At 65.7% G+C, this 20,039-nt stretch carries 14 protein-coding genes; 7 read left to right on the top strand and 7 right to left on the bottom strand.

Going from position 1 to position 20,039, the window contains the following annotated elements:
- Nucleotides 1-60 precede the first annotated feature (60 nt).
- Genes coxB through CG51_RS03550 form a run of 3 tightly spaced genes read left to right on the top strand, consistent with a single transcriptional unit; the run spans nt 61 to nt 3,496 of the window.
- The gene (coxB, locus tag CG51_RS03540; RefSeq protein ID WP_143412854.1) at nt 61-642 is read left to right on the top strand and encodes a cytochrome c oxidase subunit II; all 582 of its coding nucleotides are present in this window, start codon (nt 61-63) and stop codon (nt 640-642) included.
- Complete coding sequence (ctaD, locus tag CG51_RS03545) at nt 639-3,182, top strand: cytochrome c oxidase subunit I (RefSeq protein ID WP_084695013.1); 2,544 nt, start codon at nt 639-641, stop codon at nt 3,180-3,182. The genes coxB and ctaD overlap by 4 nt, the downstream gene beginning before the upstream one ends.
- Nucleotides 3,179-3,496 (top strand): hypothetical protein, encoded by a 318-nt coding sequence (locus tag CG51_RS03550; protein ID WP_035741811.1) that lies wholly within the window; start codon nt 3,179-3,181, stop codon nt 3,494-3,496. Before ctaD ends, CG51_RS03550 begins: the two co-directional genes overlap by 4 nt.
- Before the next feature lie 248 nt (nt 3,497-3,744).
- Here CG51_RS03550 and CG51_RS03555 read toward each other — a convergent pair whose 3' ends face one another.
- Both CG51_RS03555 and aceB read right to left on the bottom strand, forming a co-directional pair.
- The gene (locus CG51_RS03555; RefSeq protein ID WP_035741814.1) at nt 3,745-5,361 is read right to left on the bottom strand and encodes an isocitrate lyase; all 1,617 of its coding nucleotides are present in this window, start codon (nt 5,359-5,361) and stop codon (nt 3,745-3,747) included.
- Between the two features lie 64 nt (nt 5,362-5,425).
- A complete protein-coding gene (gene aceB / locus CG51_RS03560) occupies nt 5,426-7,054 on the bottom strand; it encodes a malate synthase A (RefSeq protein ID WP_035741816.1) in 1,629 nt (542 codons plus the stop codon).
- Nucleotides 7,055-7,213: 159 nt separating this feature from the next.
- Between aceB and CG51_RS03565 the strand changes: the two genes are divergently transcribed.
- Entirely contained in the window at nt 7,214-8,647 is a 1,434-nt protein-coding gene (locus CG51_RS03565; RefSeq protein WP_035741818.1) for a helix-turn-helix domain-containing protein, read from the top strand.
- A gap of 465 nt (nt 8,648-9,112) precedes the next feature.
- Here CG51_RS03565 and CG51_RS03570 read toward each other — a convergent pair whose 3' ends face one another.
- Nucleotides 9,113-10,390, bottom strand: a complete 1,278-nt coding sequence (locus CG51_RS03570; RefSeq protein ID WP_035741821.1) for a PP2C family protein-serine/threonine phosphatase — start codon at nt 10,388-10,390, stop codon at nt 9,113-9,115.
- Nucleotides 10,391-10,523: 133 nt separating this feature from the next.
- Here CG51_RS03570 and CG51_RS03575 point away from each other — a divergent pair, with 133 nt between their 5' ends.
- Nucleotides 10,524-10,898, top strand: coding sequence for an Hpt domain-containing protein (locus CG51_RS03575; RefSeq protein WP_035741824.1), 375 nt, complete (start codon nt 10,524-10,526; stop codon nt 10,896-10,898).
- Here CG51_RS03575 and CG51_RS03580 read toward each other — a convergent pair.
- From CG51_RS03580 to CG51_RS03590, 3 genes are read right to left on the bottom strand one after another with little or no spacing between them, the layout of a single operon-like run.
- Nucleotides 10,816-11,820 carry an aldose epimerase family protein gene (locus CG51_RS03580; RefSeq protein ID WP_035741827.1) on the bottom strand — a complete coding sequence of 335 codons (1,005 nt, stop codon included), beginning with the start codon at nt 11,818-11,820 and terminating at the stop codon, nt 10,816-10,818. The two genes, CG51_RS03575 and CG51_RS03580, sit on opposite strands and share 83 nt — an antisense overlap.
- Before the next feature lie 21 nt (nt 11,821-11,841).
- Nucleotides 11,842-13,089, bottom strand: coding sequence for a threonine ammonia-lyase IlvA (gene ilvA / locus CG51_RS03585; protein WP_035741830.1), 1,248 nt, complete (start codon nt 13,087-13,089; stop codon nt 11,842-11,844).
- Between the two features lie 42 nt (nt 13,090-13,131).
- Nucleotides 13,132-14,565: a sensor histidine kinase gene (locus CG51_RS03590; RefSeq protein WP_035741833.1), complete on the bottom strand. Its 1,434-nt coding sequence runs from the start codon at nt 14,563-14,565 to the stop codon at nt 13,132-13,134.
- Between the two features lie 169 nt (nt 14,566-14,734).
- On the opposite strand from CG51_RS03590, the gene CG51_RS03595 reads away from it, so the two are divergent.
- Nucleotides 14,735-15,958 carry an argininosuccinate synthase gene (locus CG51_RS03595; RefSeq protein ID WP_035741835.1) on the top strand — a complete coding sequence of 408 codons (1,224 nt, stop codon included), beginning with the start codon at nt 14,735-14,737 and terminating at the stop codon, nt 15,956-15,958.
- Between the two features lie 413 nt (nt 15,959-16,371).
- Here CG51_RS03595 and CG51_RS03600 read toward each other — a convergent pair whose 3' ends face one another.
- Nucleotides 16,372-17,253 (bottom strand): ribokinase, encoded by an 882-nt coding sequence (locus tag CG51_RS03600; protein WP_035741838.1) that lies wholly within the window; start codon nt 17,251-17,253, stop codon nt 16,372-16,374.
- Between the two features lie 133 nt (nt 17,254-17,386).
- Between CG51_RS03600 and mutS the strand changes: the two genes are divergently transcribed.
- Nucleotides 17,387-20,005, top strand: coding sequence for a DNA mismatch repair protein MutS (gene mutS, locus CG51_RS03605; protein ID WP_051930037.1), 2,619 nt, complete (start codon nt 17,387-17,389; stop codon nt 20,003-20,005).
- Nucleotides 20,006-20,039 lie beyond the last annotated feature (34 nt).

Raw genomic sequence — 20,039 nt, forward strand, 5'->3', positions numbered from 1 at the left:
GCGACGTTTCCTCTCACCGCCTGCAGTGGTCCTCTCTCCACGTTGTCGCCGGGCGGGCGGGTGGCAGAGGATATCGCGTTTCTATGGTGGGCGATGCTGGCGGCCTCCGGTCTGGCTTTCGCCATCGTCATGGGGTTCTTCCTGACGGCGGTGCTCAGGCCCGGGCGGCTCGCGCAGGTGCCGGTAGGCCGATGGCTCGTCTGGGGCGGCTTCGCCCTGCCGCTCACGGTGCTGACGCTGCTGGTCTGCATCGGTTTCGTGGTCGGGGAGCGCGCGATCATGCGCGGCGCGGAGCCGCTGGTGATCGAGGCGGAGGCGCGACAATGGTCCTGGACCTTCCGCTATGCCGACCGTCCCGATCTGCCGCCCGAAGAAAACGGCATCGCCATTCCCGTGGGCCAACCGGTGGAGTTCCGGCTGACAAGCGCCGACGTGATCCACGCCTTCTGGGTGCCGCGCCTTGCGGGCAAGCTCGACGCGATACCCGGCCATGTGAACCGGCTGCGCCTTGTCGCGGACGATGCGGGGGAGTTCGGCGGGGTCTGCGCCGAATACTGCGGGTCTGGCCATGCGATGATGCCCTTCCTCATCCGCGCGGTTCCCGTGGCGGAGTTCGAACGCCTGACCGGAGGTTCCGAATGACCGTGCTGCCTGACGGACGCCCCGACGCACGGCCGCGCAGCCGCCAGATCCCCACGCCAGAGGCCGCCCGGAGGGACAGGGAGCTGGAGCGCATCTGGACCTCCGGCCATGGCTGGCGGCGGCTCTCGGCGGTGAACCACTCCGTCGTGGGAATGCGCTTCATCCTGACCTCTCTCGTGTTCTTCACCATCGGCGGATTGCTGGCGATGCTGATCCGCGCGCAGCTCGCCACCACGCGCAGCCCCTTTCTGGATGCCGAAAGCTATGCGCAGGTCTTCACCATGCATGGCACGGTGATGATGTTCCTGTTCGCCATTCCGTTCTTCGAAGGTTTCGCCATCTACTTCCTGCCGAAGATGCTCGGTGCGCGCGACCTCGCCTTCCCGCGCATGTCGGCCTACGGCTACTGGTGCTACCTCTTTGGCGGGACAATCCTCATTGCCGCGCTGATCGCGGGTTATGCGCCGAAGGATGGCTGGTTCATGTATACGCCGCTTTCCTCCGCGACCTATTCGCCGGGGGTGAACGCGGATATCTGGCTGCTGGGCATCACCTTCGTGGAGATCTCCGCCCTGTCCGCGGCGGTGGAGATCGTGGTGACGATCCTGAAGATGCGCGCGCCCGGCATGACGCTGGACCGGATGCCGATCTTCGCCTGGTACATGCTGGTCGTCGCGGCGATGATGGTGCTGGGCTTCCCGCCGCTGATCGTCGGCTCCCTGCTGCTGGAGGCGGAGCGCGCCTTCGGCCTGCCGTTCTTCGATCCGACGCGCGGCGGCGATCCGCTGCTCTGGCAGCACCTCTTCTGGCTGTTCGGGCACCCCGAGGTCTATATCATCTTCCTGCCTGCGGCGGGCGCGCTCTCCACCCTGCTGCCGGTCTTTGCCGGGCGGCCGCTGGTGGGACGGCGCATGGTGATCGCAGCAGTGCTGTCGATGGGGTTTCTCTCCTTCGGCCTCTGGGTTCACCACATGTACACGGTCGGCCTGCCGCATCTGTCGCTCGCCTTCTTCTCCGCCGCCTCCGCCGTGGTGGCGATACCGACGGCGGTGCAGATCTTCGCCTGGATCGGCACGCTGGCCACGGGGCGGCCAAGGCTCGAACTGCCGATGCTGCATGTTTTCGGCTTCTTCTTCGTCTTCGTGATCGGCGGGCTGACGGGCGTGATGCTGGCGGTCGTGCCCTTCGACTGGCAGGCCCATGACAGCCATTTCGTCGTCGCGCATCTGCACTACGTGCTGGTCGGCGGTTTTCTGTTTCCGATGATGGCAGCCGCCTATTACTGGCTGCCGGCGCTCACCGGGCGGATGCCGGACGGGCGGCTGGCCCGGCCCGCCTTCTGGCTGATCTTCATCGGCTTCAACCTGACATTCTTCATCATGCACCTCACCGGGCTGCTTGGGATGCCGCGGCGGGTGGACCATTACACCGCGGATACCGGATGGGAGGTGTTCAACCTCATCTCCTCCATCGGCAGTTTCGTGATGACGGGCGGTTTCATGCTGGTGATCGTCGATATCGCGCTGACGCTGCGCTACGGGCGGCAGACAGAGCCGGACCCCTGGGGGGCCGGGACACTCGACTGGGCGGTGCCAAAGCTGCCTGCGCCCAGCTACAACTTCCCCGCCGTGCCCCGGATCGCGGCGAATGCCGACCGGCTCCGCCCCCGTGATATCGGACCCGCACTGGCAGAGGGCGAAGGCTACCTGCCCACCCCGCGCAACGGCTGGATGGAGACGCTGGTGACCGGGGCCGCCGATGCGGAGCCGGAGCATATCGCGCTTCTCCCCCGTCAGACCTTTCTACCGCTCTATACCGCGCTGGCGACGGGGACGGTTTTCCTTGCACTGATCTTCAAGCTCTACTGGTGGCCGCCCTTTGGCGTCGCGCTGGTGGTGGCGCTGTTTCTGTGCTGGACCGCTCGGGGGGAGTTCCGCCGCGATCACGGCAGGCTGGACGCGGGCTTGGGCGCGCGGCTCCCCCTTCATGCCGAAGCTTCCCGCCCGCTGACATGGTGGGCCATGGCGGTGACGATCACCGCTGATGCGACGGCCTATGCGGCACTCCTGTTCGGGGGGCTGTTCCTGTGGCTCTCCGCTCCCGGATGGCCACCGCCGGACTTCCCTGTACCGCCGGTTCTGGGGGTGATTGTGGCGCTGGCTGCACCGGTGATCGCCGCCCTCGCTGCCCGCTTGGCGGAACGCGGGGGGGAGATGCCGTTTCTGGCGTTGTCGCTGGTCTGCCAGCTTGCCGGACTTGCGGCGCTGATCGGGCTGATCCTTGCGGTTCCGAGTCCCTCCTCGCACGCCGCTCTGGCGAGCATGGCGGCCGTTCTCGCCTATGCCGCCCTGCATGTCGGACTGGGCGCGCTGTTCGCGGCCTATGGCATCTGGCGCCTTTGGGCGGGCTATGTCTCCATGGCGCGGCGGGCGGACCTGGCGATCGGCAGGCTCTGGCAGGATTACAGCGCGCTGGTGGCCGTGATCGCGGTCGGGTTTCTCTACGCGCTCACCCATCTGTCCCAAACGGTGCCGCTATGATCGGGCTGCGTCCACTCGCCGGGTTCGCGGCGCTCGTTGGAGCCTTCGTGATCTGGAGCATCGCATTCGTCCTACTCTACGGGGCGCATGCCACCGGCTGCGCGATGGGATGGGAGGGCCAGCCTTTCCTGACGACCTCGCTGCTCCGCGCGGTGCTGGCGGGCATTCTGGCATTGACCTTCGCCGCACTGTTTCTCCTCCGCCCAGCAGGGGGAGAGGAACCGCTGGCCCGGGTCGCGCGCATGGTGTTCATCGCGGCGCTCGTGGCGACGGTATTCTGCTTCTGGGCGATCTTTGTCCTGCCGCTCTGCTAGCAGGCTACCGAAAGGGTTGAGCAGTCTCCTGCATATGATCCGGAGGTTGCGGATCGGACCCCCGGAATGGTTCTGGTCGTATGGATTGCCGGCTGGGTTTCCATCATATTTTCGCTCCAGCGCGGACCTGAAATCTTTTTCGCAGCCTGCTGGAGTATCGCGCATTGCGCTCGCCCGCAGCATGTCGGAATGCGAACCGCCCGCGGAGTTTCCTCCACGGGCGGCCCGACGATCACCGACGAGGGAGCTTACTCGGCGGCGAACTGGTTCATGGTGTTGCCATGGCCACCGGCCTTCAGCGCGCGCTCACCCGCCACCATCTCCTTGAACGTGTCGCCCAGATCGGAGCCGACCTCGTGCTGGTGCTTCACGGCGGAGATGCCGCGACGGATTTCCTCACGCTGCACGGTCGCGACATAGGCGAGCATCTTGTCCTCGCCGAAGTAGCCGCGGCTGAGCTCGTCCACCGATTTCGCGGTGAGGTGGAAGGTCGGCAGGGTGATGAGGTTGTGGAACACGCCCGCCTTGGTGGAGATGTCGAACTGGAAGTTCTGCAGGCGGGCATCCGCCTCGCGGCCCAGATCGGTCGCGTCGAACTCCGCCTTCATCAGCTCGTTGCCCTCCGGGTAGTCGGCTTCCTTGATCCGGCCCTCCTTCAGCCACTCGTTGCGGACCTGCTTGCGCAGGTTGAGCGTCCAGTTGAACGAGGGCGAGTTGTTGTAGGTCAGCTTGGCGTGGGGGGCCTTGGCGCGGATATCGGCAACCATGCCGGCGATCTCCGCCACGTTGGGCGTGTCGGTCTCGATCCAGATCAGGTCCGCGCCGCCATCGTTGAGCGAGGCGATGCAGTCCTCCACCACCCGCGACCGGCCGGAGCCGTCCTTGAACTTGTAAAGGCCGTTCGGCAGGCGCACCGGCTTCACCAGCTTGCCCTCGCTCACCATCAGCACTTCGCCATCGGCGGGCAGGTTGCCTTCGGCCACCGGCTCCACCTCGACCCACTTCAGATATTCGGAGGCGAGGTCGCCAGGATGCTGGCTGACGGGGAGTTTCTGCGTCAGGCCGGCGCCGAGGCTGTCGGTCCGGGCCACGATCACGCCCTCATCCACGCCCAGTTCCTCGAAGGCGAGGCGGCAGGCACGGAGCTTCTCGATGAAGTCCTCGCGCGGCACGGTGACCTTGCCGTCCTGGTGACCACACTGCTTGGCATCCGACACCTGGTTCTCGATCTGGAGGCAGCAGGCGCCCGCCTTGATGAGCTCCTTCGCCAGCAAATAGGTGGCGTGCTCGTTGCCAAAGCCCGCGTCGATATCGGCGATGATCGGCACCACATGCGATTCGAAGGTGTCGATCGCCTCGATCGCCTTCTTCTCGGCCACCTGGTCGCCCTTGGCGCGCGCGGTCTTCAGATCCTTGAACAGATCGTTGAGCGCCACTTCATCCGCCTGACGCAGCGAGGTATAGATCTCCTCGATCAGATCCGCGACGGCGGTCTTTTCATGCATGGACTGGTCCGGCAGGTGGCCCCAGCGGTTGCGCAGGCCCGCGACCATCCAGCCCGACAGATAGACATAGGCCCGTTTCGTCGTGCCGCGCAGGCGCTTGACCGACTTGATCATTTGCTGCGCGTGGAAGCCGGACCAGCAGCCCAGCGACTGGGTGAACTGCGTCGGGTCGGCATCATAGGCCGCCATGTCCTCCCGCATCACCGTCGCCATGTCGCGGGCGATGTCGAGATGGGTGGAATAGGTGTTCTGCAGCTTGAGCTGGACGATATCCTCAACCGTCACGCCGCCCGGCGTCTGGCCGGAGGGGTAGCGGGCAAGCGTCTCGGCTTCGAGTTCTGCATAGGTCTTGCGGGCCATCTTGGGTCCTTTCACTGTCGAAATGGTCGAGGAGAAGCGGGCGGTGGGGCGCCCGCCCGGTTTGTCAGTCGAGCGCGTTCAGCACGTCATAGGCCGGCAGCGTGATGAAATCGGGAAGCACCTCGGCGGCGGCCGCCTCCTGGAAGATCCGCGCAGCAGAGGCGTAGCGTCCCCGGTGGAAGGCGTTCGGGCCGATCCGGTCGAGGATGGAGACGATCTCCTCCTGCACCAGCTCCGCCAGCCATTCGCGGCTCATCGTCCGATCTCCGCCCGCGGTGAGGGCGACGCTGGCGGAATGGCGGATCCACTGCCAGATCTGGGCGCGCGAGATCTCTGCCGTCGCGGCATCTTCCATCAGGTTGTGGATCGGCACCGCGCCACGGCCCGACAACCACTGCGCCAGATATTCGATGGCCACGGAAACATTGGTGCGGACACCCGCCTCCGTGATCGTACCCTCCGTCGGCTTCAGCAACATGGCCGGTTCGATCCGCCACTCCTGACGCGGTTTGCGGATCTGGTTCGGGCCGGGCATCTCGGCATCGAACACCTCCATGGCGACCGGAACCAGATCGGGATGGGCGACCCAGGTGCCGTCGAAACCCATACCCACTTCGCGCAGCTTGTCCGCCCGGACCTTGGCAAAGGCGGCCTCGTTCGCGGCCGGGTCGTTCTTCACCGGGATCTGCGCGGCCATGCCGCCCATGGCGTGAATGCCGCGGCGGTGGCAGACCTTCACGACCCGCGCCGCATAGGTGGCGAGGAAGGCGCGATCCATCGTGACCTGCGACCGGTCGGGCAGGACATAGGCGGAATGGTTCCGCAGGGATTTGATGTAGCTGAAGATGTAGTCCCAGCGCCCGGAGTTAAGCCCGGCGATATGGTCCTTCAGTTCCCAGACGATCTCATCCATCTCGAAGGCGGCGGGCAGCGTCTCGATCAGCACGGTAGCCTTGATCGTACCCTGGGGAATGCCGAGGCGGTCCTGCGCGAAGACGAAGACCTCGTTCCAGAAACGCGCCTCGCGGTGGCCTTCCAGCTTTGGAAGATAATAGAACGGCCCCCGCCCCGTCGCCGCCAGCGCGCGCCCGTTGTGGAAGATGTTCAGCCCGAAGTCGAACAGCGCGGCAGAGACGGCATAGCCGCCGATCATCATGTTCGCCTCGTCCAGATGCAGCCCGCGCGGACGCACGATCATGACCGCCGGGGTATCGCCGACGCGGTAGGACTTGCCCGTCTCCGCATCGTCGAGTTCCAGCGTGCCATCGCGGTAGTCGAGCATGTTGACATGCCCCGCGATGATATTGGTGAAACTGGGCGAGGTCGCATCCTCGAAATCGGCCATGAAGACCTTCGCCCCCGAGTTCAGGGCGTTGATCATCATCTTGCGGTCGACCGGACCGGTGATCTCGACCCTGCGGTCGGCCAGAACGTCCGGCACCCGCGCGGCGGACCAGATGCCGCGACGGATCGTCACCGTCTCCTCCAGGTAGTCGGGCAGACGACCGTCGTCGTAACGCTCCTGCCGGCGCTGGCGGGCGACCATCAGCGCGTGGAGCTTGGAACCGAAACGCGCCTGCAACTCCGCGATGAAGGCGGTCGCGTCCGGGGTCAGCACCCTATCCTGTCCCCGCACCACGCGCAGGAACACCGGACGGGTCGCTATCGAAGGGGCGGCAAGATCAAGGGACATGGCGATTCTCCTTTCGTGCAGGACAAGCACGATTCGTTAAGTCATGTTAGTAATGTAATGCCGCACACGCAGCATGAGATGCACCTTTACTTGTGTGAATGAGGTCGTGTTGTCAGTTGTGTCGTGGCTGAAACTTGAATTTTGTAAGGTTTGTAAGTAATGGCGAGAGGCGAGAAGCTCATCATCGGCCCCCGGTTGAAGGCGCTGCGCCAGAACCTCGGGCTCACGCAGGCGCAGATGGCCGAGCAGCTCCGCGTAAGCCCGAGCTACATCACGCTCATCGAAGCCGATCAGCGTCCTGCCAGCGCGCGTCTGCTCATGCGGCTCGCCGAGGTGTTCGACCTGAACGTCGCCGAACTCGCTCCGAGCCATGATACGCAACTTGCGACCGACCTGACGGCGACGCTGAAGGATCCGGCGCTGGAGGCCGCGCATGTCACCCGCACGGAGATCGAGCAGGCCCTTCATGCCGCGCCGGGAGTGGCGGGTGCGCTTGTCCGCCTGCACGAACGCTACCGGCGGGTGATCCTGCGCAGCCAGTCGGGGGATGATCCGCTCATTGACCGGGACAAGGTGCAGGTGCTGGAGGAAGGCTCCCGCCCCGTGGAGGATGTCCGCCTGTGGTTCTACGACCGTCGGAACTACATCGACGAGGTGGATCGCGCGGCGGAAACGATGGCGGAGGACTTGGGCCTGCACCGGGGAGAGCCGAACACCGTGTTGACGGAACGGCTTCGCGCCCACGGCATCCGCGTCCGCATTCTGCCGGGCGACGTGCTTTCGGGGCGGCTGCGGCGGTTCGAGATGCACCGGCGGGAGCTGATGCTCTCCGAATTGCTGGGGCAGGCAAGCCGCCGGTTCCAGATCGCCGTTCTGCTGGCACGACTGGAGCACGAGCCGGTGATCGAGGCGGCGCTCGCCGATTCGGGAATGGAGGGAGAGGCGATGCGGCTCGCCCGTGTGAGTCTGTTCAACTACTTCGCCGCAGCTCTGCTGATGCCCTATCGCCGGTTCCTCGCCGCCTGCGAATCGGCGCGCTATGACGTGGAACTGCTCAGCCATCGCTTCGGCACAAGCTACGAACAGACGGCCCACCGCATGTCCACACTGCAACGCGCGGATGCGCGGGGGGTGCCCTTCTTCTTCGTGCGGGTGGATCGGGCGGGGAATGTCTCCAAGCGGTTCAGCGCCGGGCGTTTTCCCTTTTCCAAATTCGGCGGCACCTGCCCGCTATGGAACATCCACGCGGCCTTCGAGGCCCCGGACAAGGTTCTGACGCAGGTCATCCGCATGCCGGATGGCGCGAGCTACTTCTCCATCGCGCGGACGGTCACGCGGACCGGCGGCACATTCGACCAGCCTGCACCGAAACTGGCCATCGGGCTGGGCTGCGACATAGCCTATGCGCCGCGTCTCATCCATGCCGACCAGATGAACCTTGAACGGACCGTGCCCACGGATGTGGGACTGAACTGCTACCTTTGCGAGCGCCCCAACTGCGCCTCCCGCGCCCATGCGCCGATCAACCGCCGACTGGCGATCAACGAGCAGGAGCGCAGCCTGTCGATCTACCGCTTCGAAGGCGAGGGCTGAGGGCTGAGGGCTGAGGGCTGAGGGCTGAGGGCTGAGGGCTGAGGGCTGAGGGCTGAGGGCTGAGGGCTGAGGGCTGAGGGCTGAGGGCTGAGGGCTGAGGGCTGAGGGCTGAGGGCTGAGGGCTGAGGGCTGAGGGCTGAGGGCTGAGGGCTGAGGGCTGAGGGCTGAGGGCTGAGGGCTGAGGGCTGAGGGCTGAGGGCTGAGGGCTGAGGGCTGAGGGCTGAGGGCTGAGGGCTGAGGGCTGAGGGCTGAGGGCTGAGGGCTGAGGGCTGAGGGCTGAGGGCTGAGGGCTGAGGGCTGAGGGCTGAGGGCTGAGGGCTGAGGGCTGAGGGCTGAGGGCTGAGGGCTGAGGGCTGAGGGCTGAGGGCTGAGGGCTGAGGGCTGAGGGCTGAGGGCTGAGGGCTGAGGGCTGAGGGCTGAGGGCTGAGGGCTGAGGGCTGAGGGCTGAGGGCTGAGGGCTGAGGGCTAGGCATCCTCCCTCCGGCCGAACTCGTAAAGCGTGCATGAGATGTCGTCGGGGAAATCCGCGCCACCGACGGTCTCCGCCAGATCGGCGATCACCGACTCGAGGAATTTCCGCCCGGCAAGCTGCTGGTTCAGGCGAAGGATATCGGCCAGACCCTCCTCCATCACGCCCTGCCCCGCCGCGCCGCACTCCGTCACGCCATCCGTTAGCAGCAACATCCTGTCGCCGGGCCGCAGCGTCACCGTCACCTCCTCATACTCCGCCTCCGCGATCAGGCCGATGGGAAAGCCACCCGCGCCCGGAAATTCCACCATGCCGTTCGCGCGGATAAGCGCCGGGTTGGGATGACCCGCCTGCACGAAGGTGACGCAACCGGTAGCCATGTCGGCGTCAGCATAGATCATGGTGAAATATCGCTCCGTCTTCATCTCCTCCAGAAACACCCTGTTCAGGTGGACGGCGACCTCCTTTGGTCTGCGCGGGGTGAGAGTGCCGTATTCGTTGCGGACCAGCGCCACGTTCTGACCGCCGCCGCCGGGAGAGAAAAGTCCGGAAAGACGTGCCATCATCAACGCCGCGGCGACACCATGGCCCGCAACATCGACCGAGAAGAACCCGACCCGCCGTGGCCCTATCGGGAAGAACCCCGCCAGATCCCCGCCGATCTGGCCGCTTGGCCGCAAGAGCACCGAAAGGGCGGCAGGCCCGAAATCGCGCGAATGATCCCGCACCAGCGCCTGCTGCAGCTTGCGCGCCTCGTCCAGATCACGGTCGAGCGCGCTGTAGAGGCCGCGCACCTCCGCCAGCGTCTCGTTGAGCCGCCGGTTGCTGTCGGAGAGCCGCCGCTGCATGTCGATGATCCGCTCACCCGCCGCGATGCGGGCCCGGAACTCTCCCGGAGTTACGGGCTTTGTCAGGAAGTCATCGGCCCCACGATCCAATCCATGCGCGACCTCATTCTTCTCGCTCTTGGCGGTGACGAGAATGAAGTAGCTGTAGCTCTCCCCCGGGAGCGCCCGGAGCGCCTCGCAGAACTCGAGACCGTTCATGCCGGGCATCATCCAGTCGCTGACAACCAGATCGAACTGCCGCTGACGCGAGAGGAGCAGCGCCGCTTCCCCCGTCTCCGCCTCCTGCACCTCGTAGCCCCAGTCGGTCAGCATCTCTGCCAGCAACTGTCGCTGCAATCCGCTGTCATCGACGACAAGCGCCGTTCGCCCCCCCCAGCGCTGGCACTGGGCAAGGGGCATGACAGCCTGGGACATCATAATGGGCATGAACAAAGGGTTCCTCCGCAATCGCCTCAGCTATCGCAGGAAACCCTTAACGCGCGATGAATCCACCGCTCTCCGTGCTGTAACCGGCCATTAAGCTCCTGCGTGTAAGGTACTTCCGAAGCGGGAGGACGGAATGATCGACTGGCAGCGCGTGGCGGTGTTGAGGCGCGACCTCTCCCCGCAGACCCTTGATATCCTCATTGGCGTCTTCCGCGCGGAGGTGGAGGAGACGCTCGCGGCCATGACGGAGAAGAACGCAGGAACGGAGGCCTGTCACTTCCTGCGGGGCAGCGCGCTCAACATGGGATTTTCGGCCTTCGCCCGCCTTTGCGCGGAGGGAGAGGCGGAACCGGGGAGGCTGCCCGCGGAAACCCTGCGATCCCTCTGGCAAGCGTCGCTGACCGCGTTTCTCGACGGTCCGCCGGTCAGCTGGAAAACCGATAGACCGTGGCCTGACGGCGCACCTCTCCGGGATGCAGCACAAGATCGGGAAAGCCCGGATGATTGACTGCATCGGGCCAGATCTGCGTCTCCAGACAGAAACCCGCAGCCGTGCCGTAGTCCTTGCCCTCCAGACCCGGGACGCCGATCGTCATCCCCACCGCACAGAAAAGCTGTACACCGGGTTCAGTGGTCAGCACCTCCAGCGTCACGCCGGACGAGGGACTTTCCGCCCATGCGACAGGACGCAGATCGACCCTGCCGTCGGAGAGACAGAAGTTGTGATCGAACGCGATGCCGGCCTCGGCCATCCTGTCACCGAGGGTCGTGGCGTCCCGCAGGTCAAAGGGCGTGCCGGACACCGGCGCGATCTCCCCCGTCGGCACCTTCAGCGCGTTCACAGGCAGATAGGCCCCGGCGTCGATGCGCATCCGGTGGCCCAGAATGTCCGGCCCGCCGTCGAGGTTGAAGTAGCCATGGTGGCACAGGTTCACCAGGGTCGGTGCATCCACCCGCGATTCGTAGGTGATCTCCAGCCCGCCATCCGCAAGCCGCATGTGGCAAAGCGAGTCGACGGCCCCGGGATATCCCGCCTGGCCCGCCGGATCATGAATGGACAGGGTGAGCCGATCCGCCCCATGCTCTTCCACTTTCCAGACGCGTTTCGCCATGCCGCGGCTGCCGCCATGGCTGTGGGTCACACCCTTTTCGTTCAACTCCAGCGCGTAGTCCCGCCCCTCAAGAGAGAACCGCCCGTTGCCAATCCGGTTCGCCACCCGTCCGCAGGTGGCTCCGTGATTGCGCGCATGGCCGAGATAATCCTCCAGCGACTCGAACCCCAGCACCAGCGGTGGCGGATGACCCTCCAGCCGCAGGTCGCGCACCACGGCGCCATAGGTCAGCACCTCGGCCTGGAGGCCGCCTCCGCTGAGCGTCAGCGCCTCCACCTGCGTGCCATCGGGCAGGGTTCCGAATGTGCGACGACTCATGGCTCTCTCCGCGCCGGAAGGTCAGATCAGGAACTGGCCCACGACCTCGTCATTGGTGATATCGGTGAAGACGAAGCCGGCCGCATCCAGACGCTCGAAAAGCGTGACGAAATCATCCGGCGCGCGGGTTTCGATGCCGATCAGGATCGTGCCAAAGTTTCGCGCGGATTTCTTCAGATATTCGAACCGCGCCACATCGTCATGCGGGCCAAGCTGTCCCAGAAAATCCCGAAGCGCGCCCGGGCGCTGCGGAAGACGGAGCAGCAGGTATTTCTTGACGCCGGAGAATCGCTGCGCCCGCTCCTTCACCTCCGGTAGCCGCTCGAAATCGAAGTTCCCGCCCGAGGTCACGCAGACCACGCGCTTGCCGCGGATCTGGTCGGCCAGTTCGGGCAGCACATCGAGCGACAGCGCTCCCGCAGGTTCCAGCACGATGCCTTCCACATTCAGCATCTCGAGAATCGTGGTGCAGATCCGATCCTCGGGAGCGAGGAGAATGTCGTCCGTCGGAAAATGGCGGAGGCGGCTGAAGGTCAGGTCGCCCAGCCGTCCGACGGCAGCGCCATCGACGAAACTGTCCACCTTGGGCAGCGTCACCGGCCGGCCCGCCCTGACAGCCGCACGGAGGCTTGCCCCCCCCAACGGCTCCACAAAACGGAACGTCGTCTCCGGCGAGGCTTCGCGCAGATAGCCCGTCACGCCGGAGGCAAGGCCGCCGCCGCCCACCGGCAGGATCACCATGTCGGGCGGGCTGTCGAGCTGGTCCATGATCTCCACACCGACCGAGGCCTGCCCCTCGATCACGTCGGCATCATCGAAAGGAGACAGGAAATACCCGTGGATTCCGGCGCAGAACTCCTTTGCCGCCGCCAGCGACTGGTCGAAATAGTCGCCCGTCAGTTCGATCGTCACATTGTCGCCGCCGAACATGCGGGTTTTTTCGATCTTCTGATCCGGCGTCGTCACCGGCATGAAGATCGTGCCCTGCACGCCGAAATGCCGACAGGCGAAGGCCACACCCTGTGCGTGGTTGCCCGCGCTCGCACAGACGAAATGCCCGCTGGTCGCGCCGGAAGCGATCACCTTGCGCATCGCATTGAAAGCGCCACGCAGCTTGTAGGACCGGACAGGGGTCAGATCCTCGCGCTTCAACCAAATATCCGCGTCATACCGCGCAGAGAGCAGTTCGTTGCGCAGAAGTGGTGTTTCCGGGAAGAGATCACGGAGCGCGGCGGTGGCGGAGCGGGCGGAGGCGGCGAAACTGGTCATGCCCCTTCGAATAGCGCTGGTGTTGCCGTACGTAAAGCGGCGTCAGGCGATCATTCCCTCACCGCCCAGAAGCGCGCTCATTCGACAATGAAGGCCACCCGGCGCGAAATCCATGACGACCTCGCCGCCAAAGGTGCCCAGCCCCGCCGCTATCAGCCCCGAGCCGCTCCCCTTTGTCAGCGGCTCGGAAACCGGTGGCCCGCCGCTTTCCCGCCAGTCAAATATGAAACACCGGCCTTCCGGGAGTGCCTCCATCTCCCAAGTGATGTTCACATGGCCATCGGCCACGGAGAATGCGCCGTGTTTGAGCGCATTTGTGCCCAGTTCATGCACGACGAGGGACAGACTCATCACGAGCTGCCCACCAAGCACGACATGCGGCCCGGTCAGGCTGTAGCGTGAGCTTTTCCCTTCGTCAGCTTCATCATACGGCGACAGGGCCGCGCGGACGACGGCAGCCACAGTGCTTTCCTCCGTCTCGGCACTGAGGAGCAGGTTCTGCGCCCGGCCGAGCGCCATCAGGCGACCGTCGATCACCTGCGCCGCCTCCCGCATGTCGCCGGCGCGGCGGATCGTCTGGGAGATCACCGCACGCACGACGGCAAGCTGGTTCTTCAGCCGGTGCGACAACTCGTTGGCAATGATCCGTTGCTGCTCCTCCTTCTCCCGGCGGTCGGTGACGTCGATCCCCTGGATGAGCAAGCCGCGCGCGCCGGTGATGGGATCGGCGAAGGGCTGATAGACGAAATCGACATAGTGGCGCGTCATCTCGGCATGGTCGTCATGCAGCAGGTCGATCGGCACATCGCGGCCCTCATAGGGCGTTCCGCTGGCGAAAACCCGGTCCATCAACCGGATGAACCCCTGTTGCGCGATCTCCGGCAGAGCCTCGGCGATAGGTTTGCCGATAATGCCGATGTCCTTACCGCACAGGAAAAGAAACCGCTCGTTAGCCAGCGTGAAGATATGATCGGGCCCCATGACCAGTGCCGTCCCGCCAGGAGAAAGACGCAGCGCCTCATAGAGCACTGCCCGCTCCTGCTCCTGCGCCCGCCGATGCCGTACCTGTTCGGTGGTCTCGTCGCAGGCACAGAACATACCCGCAACCTGCCCCAGCGCATCCCGGACCGGCGTGTAGGAGAAGGAAAAATGCGTCTCTTCCGGATAGCCGTTGCGATGCATCAGGAAGCAGATGTCGTCCATGTGGGTCGACCGCCCCCGGTAAGCGGCTTGCAGGATCGGGTAGACATCGTCCAGAATGTCAGCCCAGAGCACTTGGAAGGGGACGCCGATCGCAGGATGCCGTGCACCGCAGAGGAGGGCATAGGCGTCATTGTACAACATGATCTCCTGCGGGCCCCAGGCCACGAACATCGGCTGTCGGGAGCCGAGCATGACACCTACAAGCGTCCTGAGTTCTGTAGGCCATGTCTCGGGCGGTCCCAGCGGATTGGCGGACCAGTCAAGATCGCGCATAAGGCGCGCGCACTCCGTATCCGCCGAAAACATTGCTACCCCGCGCCAGCCTGCCCTGAAACACTAAAGGAGGAGCGCCCCGCTTCAAGCCCCGCTGACGCTTTTCCTTGAGCCTCGCGCTCAAAGGGCATAGACCCGCGCGGATTGTTGTTCGCCGGGGAAAATCCCAATGTCCGCACCGAAAAAAGTCGTCCTCGCCTATTCGGGCGGGCTCGATACGTCCATTATCCTCAAATGGCTCCAGACCGAGTATGGCTGCGAGGTCATCACCTTCACAGCCGATCTGGGTCAGGGCGAGGAGCTCGAGCCCGCGCGCCAGAAGGCAGAGATGCTGGGGATCAACCCCGCCAACATCTATATCGAAGACCTGCGCGAAGAATTCGTGCGCGATTACGTCTTCCCGATGTTCCGGGCGAATGCGCTCTATGAAGGCGAGTATCTGCTCGGCACTTCCATCGCGCGGCCGCTGATCGCACAGCGGCTGGTCCAGATCGCGGAGCAGACCGGGGCGGATGCCGTGGCCCATGGCGCCACTGGCAAGGGCAACGACCAGGTCCGGTTCGAGCTGTCGGCCTATGCGCTGAACCCGCATATCAAGGTGATTGCGCCCTGGCGGGAATGGTCGCTGACCAGCCGCACCAAGCTTCTGGAATTCGCCGAGGCGAACCAGATCCCGATCGCCAAGAACAAGCGGGGCGAAGCACCGTTCTCCGTCGATGCGAACCTGCTCCATACCTCCTCCGAGGGGCGGGTGCTGGAGAATCCGGGCGAGGAAGCACCGGGTTACGTCTATCAGCGCACCGTCGATCCCGAGGATGCGCCGAACGAGGCGGAGTATGTGGAGATCACCTTCGAGAAGGGCGATGCCGTCGCACTGAACGGCGAGCGGCTCAGCCCGGCCACCATCCTGACCCGGCTGAACGAGCTGGGCGGCAAGCATGGCGTCGGCCGTCTCGACATGGTGGAAAACCGTTTCGTCGGCATGAAGTCCCGCGGGATCTATGAAACTCCGGGCGGCACCATCCTGCTGGTCGCACACCGCGGGATCGAGCAGATCACCCTCGATTCCGGGTCGGGACACCTCAAGGATTCGATCATGCCCCGCTATGCGGAGCTGATCTACAATGGTTTCTGGTTCAGCCCGGAGCGCGAGATGCTTCAGGCACTCATCGACAAGAGCCAGGAGCATGTCTCCGGCACCGTGCGGGTGAAGCTCTACAAGGGTTCCGCGCGGACGGTGGCGCGCTGGTCCGACGAGTCGCTCTATTCGGAGGCGCATGTGACCTTCGAAGATGACGCGGGCGCCTATGACCAGAAGGACGCGGCGGGCTTTATCCGGCTGAATGCGCTGCGGTTGAAACTGCTCGCCACACGGAACGCGCGCGGCAACTGAGCCCCGCAGGATCCCCCGGGGAGGGCCGCACCGGCCCTCCCCCGCCCGGCTGAAATGCCGGAACATCCCCCCTCACAACACCACGGATCGCGCCGCCCGCCGCCTGCAAAGCGGGAGGGCAGAGCATTCAGCAGGCTGCTGAAAGGCCTTGAGGTTTGGGCTGGAGCGGAAATCCTTCTCAATCTGAGGGATTTCAGCCGGAAATCTGTACAATACGTAGCATTCCGGGGCAGATTTCCATTCCCACGAGGCTTCGGAATATTCCCGCAGGCTGGTGGAAAAGGCTTTTTGGCAAGTGGGGCGGAAGTGAGTCCCAATCTGACGAAACCCAGCCGGAAATCTATATGCTTCCGAGCGGATTTTCCGATTTCCGGCACATAGGCATGACGCTTCAGGACTTTTCCCGCGGCCCGCTAGAGCCCGCGCGCGGCCAGGAACGCCTCCACCTCCATGCGTGACGGCATGGCATCGCCGGCGCCGGGACGCCCGACCTGCATCGCGGCCGCCGCCGCCGCAAGGCGCATGGCGGTCTCCGGCGCGGCGCCTTCATCCAGCGCCGCGACCAGATAGCCCGCGAAGCAATCCCCAGCGCCGGTCGTATCCACCACATCGACGGAATGTGCAGCGACGGTCACGATCTCCTCCCCCTCCGTGATCCAGCTCGCACCGCGCGCGCCTTTCGTCACCACGATGTCGGGAACCCCCAGCGTGGCAAGAGGCTGTCCCAGAGCCTCCTCAAGCTGTTGCGCCTCCAGCTCGTTCAGGAGCAGGATGGAGAGATAGGGCAGAACGGCGCGCACGGCTTCCACCTCGAAAGGCGCGGCGGAATAGGCGACGCGGAGACCCTTTTCCCGACCCGCGCGGGCAGCGGCCTCCTGCGCGGAGGTTTCGTTCTGGATCAGCAGAAGGTCGCCCGGACGTGATTCGGCCAGCCCGTCCATCACCGCATGGGGGGGGATTTCGCGATTCGCGCCGGGGTGAATGACGATGATGTTCTCTCCATCCTCCGCCACCAGGATCACCGCATGGCCGGTGGCCTCCGCCCCGATCCCGACGCGCGACACATCCACCCCGGCGAGCGCCAGCCGCTTCAGCGTCCAGTCACCATCCTCGCCCACGGCGCCGATATGCAGCACACGCCCGCCCGCCCTCGCCGCGGCGACGGACTGGTTCGCACCCTTGCCGCCAAGCCCCGTCGCATAGGACAGAGCGGCCAGCGTCTCCCCCGGCGCGGGATGCCGCGGCAGGCGATAGACCTTGTCGATGTTGATCGAGCCCAGATTCCAGATTGTCATACCCGATAGATAGCGCGGCGGCGGACCGCCGTGAACGGGATTTCGCCTTTCCCCCGCCCGCGCCGGTTTGTAGGTTCCGCAGCCGGAAACAAGAGGAGAGACCGTGGCCAGCGACGATACCTCCGTCACGCCGATGATGGCACAATATCTGGAGATCAAGTCCGGGCATCCCGACGCCCTGCTGTTCTACCGGATGGGTGACTTCTACGAGATGTTCTTCGACGACGCCCGCCAGGCGGCAGTGGCCCTGGATATCGCGCTGACCAAGCGGGGCAAGCATCTGGGCGAGGATATCGCCATGTGCGGCGTGCCCGTCCACGCAGCGGAGAGCTATCTGCTCACGCTTATCCGCAAGGGCTTTCGCGTCGCCATCGCCGAGCAGATGGAAGACCCGGCGGAGGCGAAAAAGCGCGGCTCGAAATCCGTCGTGCGGCGGGAGATCGTGCGCCTCGTCACCCCCGGCACGCTGACGGAGGAGAGCCTGCTGGAGGCGCGGCGGCACAATTTCCTCGCTGCCTATGCCGAGATGCGGGAGGAGGGCGCGCTGGCCTATGTGGATATCTCCACCGGCGAACTGGGCGTGACCGCCTGCCCGCCCGTGCGGCTTGCGCCGGAGCTGGCCCGGCTCCGCCCGCGGGAGGTGCTGATCTCCGAAGTGCGGGAGGCGGAATGGGAGCCGGTTGTGGCGGAAGTCGGTGCGGTCGCCACGCCGCGCCCGCGCGCGAGCTTTGACAGCACGGCGGCGGAGCGGCGGCTGTGCGCGCTGTGGCGGGTGGCCTCGCTCGACGCGTTCGGAGCGTTTTCGCGGGTGGAGATCGCGGCGCTGGGGGCGCTCGTCGATTATCTCGACCTGACGCAGAAAGGGCGGATGCCGCTTCTCCGCCCGCCGGTGCGGGAGGAGGCGCGCCGCGCCATGCAGATCGACGCGGCGACGCGGCGGAACCTTGAACTGACGGAGGCGCTGTCCGGCGGGCGGGAGGGCTCCCTGCTCGCAGCCATCGACCGCACCATCACGGCGGGCGGCGCGCGGCTGCTGGAGCGGCGGCTTTCCAGCCCCTCCTGCGATCTGGGGGAAATCGCCTCCCGGCAGGAAGCGGTGCGGCTGCTGGTGGAGGATCGCGCGCTGGCGGACAGGCTGGCCGACAGGCTCCGCAAGGTGCCCGACATGGACCGCGCCCTGTCGCGGCTGGCGCTCGACCGGGGCGGACCGCGGGATCTGGCGGCGATCCGCAACGGCCTCGCGGAAGCGGAGGCCTTGGCCACGCTCCTTGCCGACAGCACGTCCAGCCGGCTCGCGGGGGCGGCCGGGGCCCTTCGCGGGCATGGCGCGCTGATCGAACTCCTGGACGCCGCGCTGATCGCCGAGCCACCGCTTCTTGCCCGCGATGGCGGTTTCGTGGCCACCGGGCAGGACGCGGAACTCGACGAGGCGCGCAAACTCCGGGACGAAGGGCGAAGCGTCATCGCCGGGATGCAGGCCGATTACGCCGCAGAAACCGGCATCTCCTCGCTGAAGATCAAGCACAACAACGTGCTGGGCTATTTCATCGAGACGACCGCCACCCATGCCGAAAGGATGCTGGCCCCGCCGCTCAACGCCCGCTTCATCCATCGCCAGACGACGGCCAGTCAGGTGCGGTTCACCACCGTGGACCTCGGCGGGCTGGAGACAAAGATTCTCAACGCCGGAAACCGGGCGCTGGAGATCGAGAAGCGGATCTTCGAGAGGCTGCGTCAGGCGGTCCTCGCCGCTGCGGGACCGATCGGGGAGGCCGCACGGGCGCTGGCGGAGATCGACCTCTCCGGAGGGCTCGCCCTTCTGGCGATAGAGGCGGACTGGGCCTTGCCGGTGGTGGACGCCTCGCGCGCCTTCCGGGTGGAGGGCGGGCGGCATCCGGTGGTGGAGCGGGCGCTCCGCAGGCAGGGCACGCCCTTCATCGCCAATGACTGTTCCCTCTCCGACGGGGGGGAGGGTGCGGCGATCTGGCTCGTCACCGGTCCGAACATGGCCGGGAAATCCACCTTCCTCCGGCAGAACGCGCTGATCGCCATTCTGGCTCAGGCGGGCGGTTATGTCCCGGCCCGCGCGGCGCATGTCGGGTTGGTCAGCCAGGTCTTCTCCCGCGTGGGCGCGGCGGATGATCTGGCACGCGGACGCTCCACCTTCATGGTGGAGATGGTGGAGACGGCGGCGATTCTCAATCAGGCGGATGACCGCGCGCTGGTCATTCTCGACGAGATCGGTCGGGGCACCGCAACATGGGACGGCCTTTCCATCGCCTGGGCGACCCTGGAGCATCTGCACGGGGTGAACCGTTGCCGGGCGCTTTTCGCCACGCATTACCACGAGATGACCGGACTTGCCGCGAAGCTGCCCGGGCTCACAAACGCGACCGTCGCCGTGAGGGAGTGGCAGGGGGAGGTGATCTTCCTGCACGAAGTGCGGGAGGGCGCGGCGGACCGGTCCTATGGCGTACAGGTCGCGCGTCTCGCAGGCTTGCCGCCTGTCGTGGTGGAACGTGCGCGGGTGCTGCTCGAGGCGCTGGAGAAGGGTGACCGCGAGGGCGGCGGCCATCGGCGCGCCATGGTGGAGGATCTGCCGCTCTTTGCCGCGCGGCCCGCACCGCCGGTCCCGGTCGAGGCGCCCGACGGGGTGAGGCGCGCGCTCGAGGAGATCGAACCCGACGCCCTCACCCCGCGCGAGGCGCTGGAGACCCTCTATCGGTTGAAGGCATTGCTGACCGCCGGCTGACGGCGCCCTTCCCGGGGCTTTGGCAAAGGCTGCC

Source organism: Haematobacter missouriensis, from assembly GCF_000740775.1.
In the GTDB taxonomy this organism is placed as follows: Bacteria; Pseudomonadota; Alphaproteobacteria; order Rhodobacterales; family Rhodobacteraceae; genus Haematobacter; species Haematobacter missouriensis.